The organism is Methylocystis sp. (genome assembly GCF_021731785.1).
Classification (GTDB): Bacteria; Pseudomonadota; Alphaproteobacteria; order Rhizobiales; family Beijerinckiaceae; genus Methylocystis.
In genome coordinates, this window is sequence record NZ_JAKFWS010000024.1 from 53,636 (window position 1) to 59,827 (window position 6,192).

Sequence of the window (6,192 nt, forward strand, 5' to 3'; positions counted from 1 at the left end):
AGGGCGCATGCCGCTAGAATTCGCGACGGGTTGGGAAGTCTTCGAGATCGTCTGGATCAACCTGCTGCTCTCGGGCGACAACGCGATCTTGATCGCGCTCGCATGCAGGCAGCTGCCGGTGCGCCAGCGGCGTTGGGGAGTGTTTCTTGGCGCGCTCGGCGGAATCGTTCTGCGCATCGCGTTCACGCTCGTCATCGTCGAGCTTATGGCGATTCCCTATCTGAAAATCGTCGGCGCCATTTTGCTGCTGATCATCGCCGTCAAACTGCTGATCGATGAAACCGAGCATTCGGACGTCAAGGCAAAGCCCAACCTCTGGAGCGCGGTCGGCGCCATCATCATGGCGGACGCGGTCATGTCGCTCGACAATGTGATCGCCATTGCCGCTGCGGCGCGCGGCTCGACCAATCTCATCGTCTTCGGACTGCTCGTGTCGGTGCCGATCGTGATGTTTGGCGCTGGCGCGCTACTGAAGGTGCTGGAGAGGTTTCCGGCGCTGGTCTGGGCCGGCGCCGGCCTTTTGGGATGGGTTGCCGGCGACATGGCGGCCGCTGACCCCGCGCTGCCGAAATTTGTTCATGTCGCGAACCATGGCGCGCTTGAACTTTGGCTGTCGATCGGTGGCTGCGCCCTCGTACTGGCCGTCGCTCTGGCGATCGCGGTCTATCGGCAGTGGCGCGAGGATCAGCGCGCCTAACAAACCTAACCGCGTCCCATGCCCTGTCTGGCGATCGGCTGCTGCGGATCGAGGGTGAGCGCGCGTTGATAGGACTCCTGCGCCTTCGGCCGATTGCCGCTCTTGTCGTAAGCGACGCCGAGCCAGGCCCAGGCGAGCGCGCTCTTGCTGTCGACGTTGAGCGCAGCGTTGAAGTCCTCGACCGCCTTGTCGTATTTGCCGAGCGCCACCAGGCTTTCGCCGCGCGCCAAATAGGGCGCCGCGGCAAAGGGGTCGCGATCGATTGCGTTGTCGAAATCGGTCACGGCGCGGGCGTGGTCGCCGCGTTTCTGGTGAATGAGTCCCCGCGCGTGAAACGCCTGCGCGCTTTCGGGATTAAGTCGGATGGCCTGGTCGAGATCGGCAAGCGCCTGATCGAGATTGCCCTGCGCGCGCAGCAAATTGGCGCGACCGACGTAAGCCGGCGCATGTTTGGGATTGGCTTCGATGGCGCGGTCGAAGTCAGCGCGGGCGGCCTCGCTCTGCCCCATTTGACGAAGCGCCAGCGCGCGATTGGTATAGGCCGGCGCATTGTTGGGCTCGAGCTTGATCGCCTGCGTAAAGTCGCCGACCGCCTCCTGGAATCGACCGACTCTGGCGTAAGCGACGCCGCGCGTATTGTAGGCCTCGGCGCTCGATGGATTGCGGCGAATCACTTCGCTGAGCGAATCAATATTGGCCGAGGCTGACCTGGGGTCGGTGTCGGCGATTTCGGCGATGCCGCGGCCCGGCGGCCGAATGCCGCTCGCGGTTTCACAGCCCGCCAAAGCGAGGATGGCGAGCGCCGCGACGCTGCGCGTCAGGGCCTGACGGGATAGGGGCGAAGCTTGGCGGCGCACAGCCGCCGCACGGCAAAAGACCATGCCTTCCGAACCTCCCAAGCCGTAAACGCCGTCTCGCAGTCTCTTCGTCGGGCTGTTCTCAAAAAAAGCGCCCGCAATCCGGCGAGAATTCGACAAGAGCCTGGCTCAGCGGCCGACTGGCTTGGCCTTTACCGGCAGCAGGCCTTCGCGCTGGAGTTTCTTGCGCGCAAGCTTGCGGGCGCGGCGGACCGCCTCGGCCTTCTCGCGCGCGCGCTTCTCGGATGGTTTTTCATAATGGCCGCGCAGTTTCATTTCGCGGAAGATGCCCTCACGTTGCATCTTCTTTTTCAGAGCTTTGAGAGCCTGATCGACATTGTTGTCGCGAACGAGAACTTGCACGTATCCATCCTGTGTTTGGCGCGCTGCGACGAATCGTCGGCAAGCGGTCGAATTGGGAATAGGTCGCCGGGCGCTGACGGAGCGCCTGACCCGTGCGGCTGCAGATAACAGAGTCGCCCTTCCCTGTCCACGGCCAATTGCCGCGAACGCGCCTCAACCTATACTGGCGCAGCGCAACGAGGTGCCGGTGGACGCCTAGAAAGCGCAGCGGCCGACTTGTTCAAAGGTAGCGTTACAATATAACATTGGCCATGCTCGACACGACGACGCACGAACGCGCCCTGCCCCACCATGCGCACGCCGACGCTCCCGGCGCAGCCGGGCGTGTCCCCGAGACCCGGCTTTCGGCGCTCGGCGCCTCCGCCGGCGCACGCCTAAGCGTCGCGGCGCCGCTGCTTGCAGCTCTTTGCGCCGCCGTCTATTGGGCGCTGCATTGAACGCGGCCGCGGCCGCGCCGGCAATCCGGCTCCTCAATCTCACCCTCGGCTATGATCGCCGCCCGGCGGTTCATCACCTCGAAGGCGAGATCGCGCCCGGAGAAGGCCTCGCGGTCTGCGGCCCGAACGGCGCGGGTAAGTCGACGCTGCTCAAAGGACTCGCCGGACTTCTCGCGCCGCTTGGCGGCGCCATCGATTTTGTCGGCGCGTCGCCTCGCGCCGCCGCCTATCTGCCGCAGGTCGTCGACATTGACCGCGCTTTCCCGATCGACGTGCGGGATTTCGTGGCGATGGGCGCTTTGGCGCGTATCGGCCTTTGGGCGGCGCTGAACACAGCCGAGCGCGCACGCGTCGCCGCTGCGATCGAAACGGTCGGGCTTGTCGGTTTTGAATCGCGAACATTGGAAACGCTGTCCGGCGGACAGATGCAGCGGGCGCTGTTCGCCCGACTTATCGTGCAGGATCAGCCGATTGTTCTTCTCGACGAGCCTTTCGGCGCGATCGACGAAGCCACGATCGACGATCTGCTGGCGCTGATCGCACGTTGGCGCGCCGAGGGGCGTACCGTCGTCGCCGTACTGCATGAACTGGACATCGTTCGCCGGGCGTTTCCGCGCACGCTGCTGCTCGCGCGCGAATGCATCTTTTGGGGCGACACGCGCGACGCCCTTTGCCAAAAAAATCTCGTCCAAGCCCGCGCCATGTCGGAAGCCTTTGACGAACGCGCGCGCGAATGTCTGCGCGACGAGTTTGACGCCAAAGCTAAGCTCCATGTTCATTGACGTCTTCGTCACGCCCTTCGCCGATTATGAATTCATGCGACGGGCGCTCGTTGGCTCCCTCGCGCTCGCCGTTTCGGGCGCCCCGCTCGGCGTGTTCCTGATCCTTCGGCGCATGTCGCTTGCCGGCGACGCTCTGTCCCATGCGATCCTGCCCGGCGCCGCCGTCGGCTATCTCGTCGCCGGCCTGTCCTTGCCGGCGATGACCATTGGCGGTCTCGTCGCCGGCCTCGTCGTCGCGCTCGCCGCCGGCGCGGCCTCGCGATTCACCACGCTGCGCGAGGACGCTTCGCTCGCAGCCTTTTATCTCGTCTCGCTGGCGCTCGGCGTGACTCTCGTGTCGCTGCGCGGCTCGAACGTCGATCTGCTTCACGTGCTGTTCGGCTCGGTCGTCGGCCTCGACGACGCCGCGCTGCTGATGCTCGTCGGCGTCTCAACCGTAACGCTCGTCCTGATAGCGCTCTTCTATCGGGCGCTGGTGATGGACACGCTCGACCCGCTGTTTCTGCGCCAGACCAGCGCCTTCGGCGAATTCACGCCCTTCCTCTTCCTTGCCCTTGTGGTGCTCAATCTCGTCGCAGGTTTTCAAGCGCTTGGCACGCTGATGGCCGTCGGCGTGATGATGCTTCCCGCCGCCGCGGCGCGATTGTGGACGCGCGATCTCGCCGTCGCCTTGCCACTCGCCGCGACGATTGGCGCCCTTTGCGGCTACGGCGGTCTCGTCTTTTCTAACGAGACTAGCGCGCCGACTGGACCCGCCATAATTCTCGCCGCGGGCGTCGTCTATTTGATCTCAATGATTTTCGGCCGCGCCGGCGGAGTGCTGCGGTTAAAGCGGCCGCGCCGGCATCTCGAAGGATAGAGCAATGTTCACACGCCGCCGCGCGATTGCGCTTTCCCTCGCTGCTATCATCGCGCCAGCGAAGGCGGAGGCGCGCAAAATTCCTGTCGTCGCCAGCTTTTCGATCATCGGCGATTTTGTGCGGCAGGTTGGCGGCGACCGTGTATCCGTCACCACAATCGTCGGTCCGGACGGCGACGCTCACGTGTATGAGCCCAGTCCCGCGGACGGCCGCAGCATCGCCCAAGCCCGGCTCATTTTCGTCAATGGCCTCGGCTTTGAGGGCTGGCTCGAACGTCTGATCGCCGCGACAAAGAGCAAGGGCGACGTCGTCACGCTTGGCAAGGGGATAACGGCGCGCAAGGACGAAGAGGGCGAAGATCCGCACGCCTGGCAGGACGTCGCCAACGCAAAGGTCTATGTCGAGGCGATCCGGGAAGCGCTAATTGCCGCCGACCCCGAGGGCGCCGCGACGTATAAGGCGAATGCCGATTCCTATCTCGCGAAGCTTGACGCGCTCGACGCCGAAATTCAGCAGGCGATCGCCGCCATCCCGAAAGAGCGCCGCCGAGTGGTTTCGACCCATGACGCCTTCGAATATTTCGCCGCGCGCTACGGCATCGAATTCCTGGCGCCGCAAGGCATGTCAACGGAAGCCGACGTCAGCGCGCGTGACGTCGCAAAAATCATCGACGCCGTTAAGACGCATAAGGTTGCCGCGGTCTTCATCGAAAATATCGCCGATCCGCGCCTCGCCAAGAGGATCGCCAGCGAGACCGGCGCCCGCATGGGCGGCGTGCTCTATTCCGATGCGCTGTCCGACGCGAAGGGCGATGGCGCAACCTATATCGACATGATGCGCCATAATGTGAAACAACTCGCCAAAGCCCTCGCGCCGTGAGGGGCAGTCGTGCCCGCGTTCCGACTGCCGACTGCCGACTGGCTTCTCCGCAGGAGAAAAAATGACCGACAAAATCCCCGTCACCGTCATCACCGGCTATCTCGGCGCCGGCAAGACGACGCTCCTCAATCGCATTCTCACTGAGAATCATGGACGGCGCTATGCCGTCATCGTCAACGAGTTCGGCGAGATCGGCATCGACAACGATCTCGTGGTCGGCGCCGACGAAGAAGTCTTCGAGATGAACAACGGCTGCATCTGCTGCACCGTGCGCGGCGATCTCATTCGCATTTTCGAGGGGCTGATGCGCCGTCGCGGCAAGTTCGACGCGATCGTCGTCGAGACGACCGGCCTCGCCAATCCTGCCCCGGTTGCGCAGACCTTCTTCATGGACGCCGACGTCAAGGAGGCGGCGCGGCTCGACGCGGTAGTGACGGTCGCCGACGCCAAATGGCTCGGCGAGCGGCTGAAGGATGCGCCTGAAGCCAAGAGTCAGATCGCCTTTGCCGACGTGATCGTCCTTAACAAGACCGACCTCGTTTCAAACGACGAACTCGCCGAAGTCGAAGGCCGTATCCGCGCGATCAATCCTTACGCCGCGCTGCATCGCGCGGTGAGATCGGATGTTCCCCTGCAGGCGGTCTTGGAGCGCAACGCCTTCGACCTCGATCGCATTCTCGAAATCGAGCCGGCCTTCCTCGACGCTGAAGAAGATGGCCACGATCACGACCACGCGCATCACGAGCATGAGCATGAATGCGGTCCCGATTGCGGCCACGACCATCATCATGGCCATCATGATGATGAGCATCAAGCGCATAAGAATCATCACGCGCATCACGCCGGGATGACGCATTTCCATGATGACGAGATGCATTCCGTTTCAATTCGCCACGAGGGCGCGGTCGACCCTGAGCGCTTTGTCCCCTGGCTCAATGACCTCATTCAGCGCGAGGGGCCGGACATTCTGCGCAGCAAGGGAATCATCGCCTTCAGCAACGAGCCGCGGCGGTTCGTTTTCCAGGGCGTTCATCAAATCCTCGACGGCGATCTGCAACGAGAATGGAAGGAAGGCGAGAAGCGCGAGGCGCGCCTCGTCTTCATCGGCAGGAAGCTCAAGGAGCAGGAGATCCGCGAGGGCTTCGAAAAGGTCGTCCTTGGCGTGGTTTAGGCCGAACGGGCGATGGCTTATACCAACCCGCGTTGATTAGAACCGATAGGCCCATTCGCGCAGCCCGATGGACATTATGCGCCAGGGTTGTTCGACGAGGCTGTTCCACGCATCACAGCAGTGATCGACGATATCATCGTAGGATT

General features: G+C 63.3%; 7 protein-coding genes and 1 pseudogene. 6 read left to right on the forward strand and 2 right to left on the reverse strand.

The features are described from left to right. The first annotated feature begins 7 nt into the window (after nt 1-7). Entirely contained in the window at nt 8-697 is a 690-nt protein-coding gene (locus QZ964_RS05360; RefSeq protein WP_292529641.1) for a TerC family protein, read from the forward strand. Nucleotides 698-702: 5 nt separating this feature from the next. Here the strand turns inward: QZ964_RS05360 and QZ964_RS05365 are convergent, their stop codons facing one another. Further along, on the reverse strand, nt 703-1,578 hold the full coding sequence (locus QZ964_RS05365) for a tetratricopeptide repeat protein (RefSeq protein ID WP_292529644.1): 876 nt from the start codon (nt 1,576-1,578) through the stop codon (nt 703-705). A gap of 114 nt (nt 1,579-1,692) precedes the next feature. Next, nucleotides 1,693-1,917, reverse strand: a pseudogene (gene rpsU / locus QZ964_RS05370) (30S ribosomal protein S21); the annotation flags it as partial. A gap of 251 nt (nt 1,918-2,168) precedes the next feature. On the opposite strand from rpsU, the gene QZ964_RS05375 reads away from it, so the two are divergent. The 5 genes from QZ964_RS05375 (at nt 2,169) to QZ964_RS05395 (ending at nt 6,046) form a co-directional block, all read left to right on the forward strand. Next, nucleotides 2,169-2,354 (forward strand): hypothetical protein, encoded by a 186-nt coding sequence (locus QZ964_RS05375; protein WP_292529647.1) that lies wholly within the window; start codon nt 2,169-2,171, stop codon nt 2,352-2,354. Further along, nucleotides 2,351-3,136, forward strand: a complete 786-nt coding sequence (locus tag QZ964_RS05380) for a metal ABC transporter ATP-binding protein (protein ID WP_292529650.1) — start codon at nt 2,351-2,353, stop codon at nt 3,134-3,136. Before QZ964_RS05375 ends, QZ964_RS05380 begins: the two co-directional genes overlap by 4 nt. Then, on the forward strand, nt 3,126-3,995 hold the full coding sequence (locus QZ964_RS05385; RefSeq protein WP_292529652.1) for a metal ABC transporter permease: 870 nt from the start codon (nt 3,126-3,128) through the stop codon (nt 3,993-3,995). Before QZ964_RS05380 ends, QZ964_RS05385 begins: the two co-directional genes overlap by 11 nt. Nucleotides 3,996-3,999: 4 nt before the next feature. Then, a complete protein-coding gene (locus QZ964_RS05390) occupies nt 4,000-4,875 on the forward strand; it encodes a metal ABC transporter substrate-binding protein (protein ID WP_292529654.1) in 876 nt (291 codons plus the stop codon). A gap of 61 nt (nt 4,876-4,936) precedes the next feature. After that, a complete protein-coding gene (locus QZ964_RS05395; RefSeq protein ID WP_292529657.1) occupies nt 4,937-6,046 on the forward strand; it encodes a GTP-binding protein in 1,110 nt (369 codons plus the stop codon). Nucleotides 6,047-6,192: the final 146 nt, after the last annotated feature.